Source organism: uncultured Campylobacter sp., assembly GCF_938030785.1.
Taxonomy (GTDB): domain Bacteria; phylum Campylobacterota; class Campylobacteria; order Campylobacterales; family Campylobacteraceae; genus Campylobacter_B.
Map to the genome: position 1 here is coordinate 1 of NZ_CALHIK010000165.1, position 2532 is coordinate 2532.

General features: G+C 44.6%; 4 protein-coding genes and 2 pseudogenes. 1 reads left to right on the plus strand and 5 read right to left on the minus strand.

Translation table 11 applies throughout. From position 1 onward, the window contains the following. Positions 1–203 (plus strand): annotated as a pseudogene (locus Q0438_RS09740) (hypothetical protein); the annotation flags it as partial. A 57-nt stretch (positions 204–260) separates the two neighbouring features. On the opposite strand, the gene Q0438_RS09745 reads toward Q0438_RS09740, so the two are convergent. The 5 genes and pseudogenes from Q0438_RS09745 to Q0438_RS09765 form a co-directional block, all read right to left on the minus strand. Beyond that, on the minus strand, positions 261–566 hold the full coding sequence (locus tag Q0438_RS09745) for a cupin domain-containing protein (protein WP_299190484.1): 306 nt from the start codon (positions 564–566) through the stop codon (positions 261–263). Between the two features lie 267 nt (positions 567–833). Continuing rightward, positions 834–1121: a nuclear transport factor 2 family protein gene (locus Q0438_RS09750; RefSeq protein ID WP_299190486.1), complete on the minus strand. Its 288-nt coding sequence runs from the start codon at positions 1119–1121 to the stop codon at positions 834–836. A gap of 70 nt (positions 1122–1191) precedes the next feature. Beyond that, positions 1192–1788 (minus strand): NAD(P)H-binding protein, encoded by a 597-nt coding sequence (locus Q0438_RS09755; RefSeq protein WP_299190488.1) that lies wholly within the window; start codon positions 1786–1788, stop codon positions 1192–1194. A gap of 48 nt (positions 1789–1836) precedes the next feature. Further along, positions 1837–2271 carry a nuclear transport factor 2 family protein gene (locus tag Q0438_RS09760; protein ID WP_103611077.1) on the minus strand — a complete coding sequence of 145 codons (435 nt, stop codon included), beginning with the start codon at positions 2269–2271 and terminating at the stop codon, positions 1837–1839. A gap of 61 nt (positions 2272–2332) precedes the next feature. Continuing rightward, positions 2333–2532 (minus strand): annotated as a pseudogene (locus tag Q0438_RS09765) (aldo/keto reductase); the annotation flags it as partial.

The window sequence follows — 2532 nt, forward strand, 5'->3', positions numbered from 1 at the left end:
ATAACGGCTTATACGCAGAGTGCAATGGCGATGTATGCTATAACGGCTGCAAGGCTGTGAAAATCACTAGCGAGCTTATCGTTTTTGAGATCCAAGACAGCGTCATCACCGTGGATATTCGCGGCGTTAAAATTCCCAAACGCTTCATTCAGTATTGCAAAGAAATTTTCGGCGATCTACTTAGTATCGAGGGGCAAATTTAAATACGCAGCGGCACGCAAAATTTGCCTGGCGACTGTCGCAAATTCTACCGGAGGATACTACCCCGAATCCTTTGCGCTCGCTTTTTCGATGAGGCTTTTATATTCGTCTTCGCTTACATGCTCCAGCCACGTTACGTTTTTGCCGTCTTTTTCAAAGGTTACCGCGATGTGCTCGCCGTCTTCGTGCAGTCCGGCTCCGTGCCAGTGCTTGATGCCCGGCGGACAAAGCACTACGTCGCCCGGGCGAGCGATTTGTAAGATTCCGTCCGCCGTGCCGGTGTAAATTTTACCCTGCGTTACGATTAAATTTTGGCCCACGGGATGCGTGTGCCACGCCGTGCGTACTCCGCGTGGAAAATGCACCAGCGCAGCCGCTACATTTGCATAAGGCGTCGCAGCAAAAAGCAGCGTGATTTAGGCAGCCTGCCTGCAAAAATTTTATCGTTCGCCTTATCATAAACTGCGAGCCCGTCTTTTCTAACTAAAATTTGAGCGTTTTGTATGATTTACTCTTTGCTTATTTTTCGCAACGTTCTTTTTAAAATTTTAAATTCAATAACTTTTCGCAACCGCTTTTTGAATGATCCATCTGTCCTCTAGCTTTATCATCGGCATAGCAAGTTCTAAATTCTACGTATGGCGCGCGCCGTAGATACGAGCGTCGGTTTTACTGCGTCCGATCAGCGTTGCACTATCTCCTTGAATGCCGATCTTTACATCATCTATCTCGTATCCATAGTATTTCATCTGTCCGCTTTTTATCTGCTCACACCACTCCGCTTTACTTTGCACATAGCCCGTCATATGCGTGAGAGTAAAGTCCAGAGCTAAAATTTTATCTAGCCCAGCCGTATCACCAGCGATCTTATATGCGTAAAAATTTTTATAATTTTGTAAAATTTGCTCTTCGTCGTTCATCCAATTGCCTTCAAAAATATCAAAAATATACTAAAAGCATCGAGGCTTTTCGCATCAAATTTCCTTAAATTTACCGTGAAGCAGGCCTATTTATGCCCAGGCTATCCCTCTGGCCTAAATTTTCGTAAAAACATCGCCTTACTAAATCAGCTATAGATTTACGTGAAATTTGCGCATCTTCGTTTTTAAATTTCTCTTTTTTGTTCCAACTCGTGATCTCATAGTTTATCTCGTCCGCGCCACTAAACCACTGCGGACGTATGAGCGTATAGTTAAGGCTTGAATTCTCAATGATAGCTGCCGAATTTGCGTAAGAACTCGGTGCGCGGTGTCCGCTAGGCACTTCGCCGTCATAAATGCCGTAGGAGGTGATCCACACAAGCCTTTTTACACCCGTTTCGCTCATCGCTTTAACTAGCGTATTTGCCATAGGCTCTAGCGAGCCGGCAAGCCCTGCATAGACGCCGTCCACTCCCTTGAGCGCTTCTTTTAACGCCGCTTCATCTAGCACGTCGCCCTTTATGACCTCTACATGATTGCTTTTGTATTTTTCTAATTTCGCAGGTTTTCTGCCATAAAGGCGCAAGCTAGCGTTTTCATCTTTTAAAAGCGCCTCTATAACGTAGCTGCCAAGACTGCCCGTACCGCCTAAAACCAAAATTCGCATCTTTTTTATCTCCTTCGTCTGCTAAAATTTGCCTATTTTGCTTTGTTCCTAAATTTTCCTACTATCGCACGTCATAAAATTTGCCACTCTCTTTTTTATTTGCCATTTTCCGCCAAATTTTACGTAGCTATCCTCATATCTCACGCCGTAGACGTTGATCATCTCGGCGTCATCTTGCTCGCCCATTAGCGTGACTTGGCAGTAGTTTATCCCCTCTGCCTTATCTCCTAAAATTTGAGCCGTATGTTGGCCGTTTAGATGATAAACGGTATGAAAATTTGCGAGATAGTCGCTAAAGACCTTTTCTATCTCGCCGGTGCCTTTTGCATGGGCAAAAAGCTTACCGCCGATATAGGTGATAACCTCGGCATCCGGCGTAAATAGCGCCATTTGCTCGCTTACGCGCTTTTCGTCGGCCAAATTTGAAAAGGTATCGACTAGCTCTTTTAAAGCCACTTTCTCTAATAAAATTTCTATATTCATCTTCTTTCCTTTTGTATTTTAAAATTTTTTCTACCGCTCGCCTAAAATTTCGCAAGCCCCCTTATCGCGATAAATTATTTAACATCTTTACTATCTGCGGATCTCCGTGATCGAAAAATAGGCTCGCACCATCGTCTAGCCCTGCGATCGTTTGCATATCCGCCTCGCTTAGCGAGAAGTCAAATATATTGAAATTTTCCGCCATGCGCTCTTTGCTTACGCTCTTTGGTATGACGACGATACCGCGCTGCACGAGCCAGC

Coding starts and splice junctions, on each gene's coding strand:
- Q0438_RS09750 (WP_299190486.1), bottom strand. CDS start 1,121: ATGAACGACGAAGAGCAAATTTTACAAAATTATAAAAATTTTTACGCA.
- Q0438_RS09755 (WP_299190488.1), bottom strand. CDS start 1,788: ATGCGAATTTTGGTTTTAGGCGGTACGGGCAGTCTTGGCAGCTACGTT.
- Q0438_RS09760 (WP_103611077.1), bottom strand. CDS start 2,271: ATGAATATAGAAATTTTATTAGAGAAAGTGGCTTTAAAAGAGCTAGTC.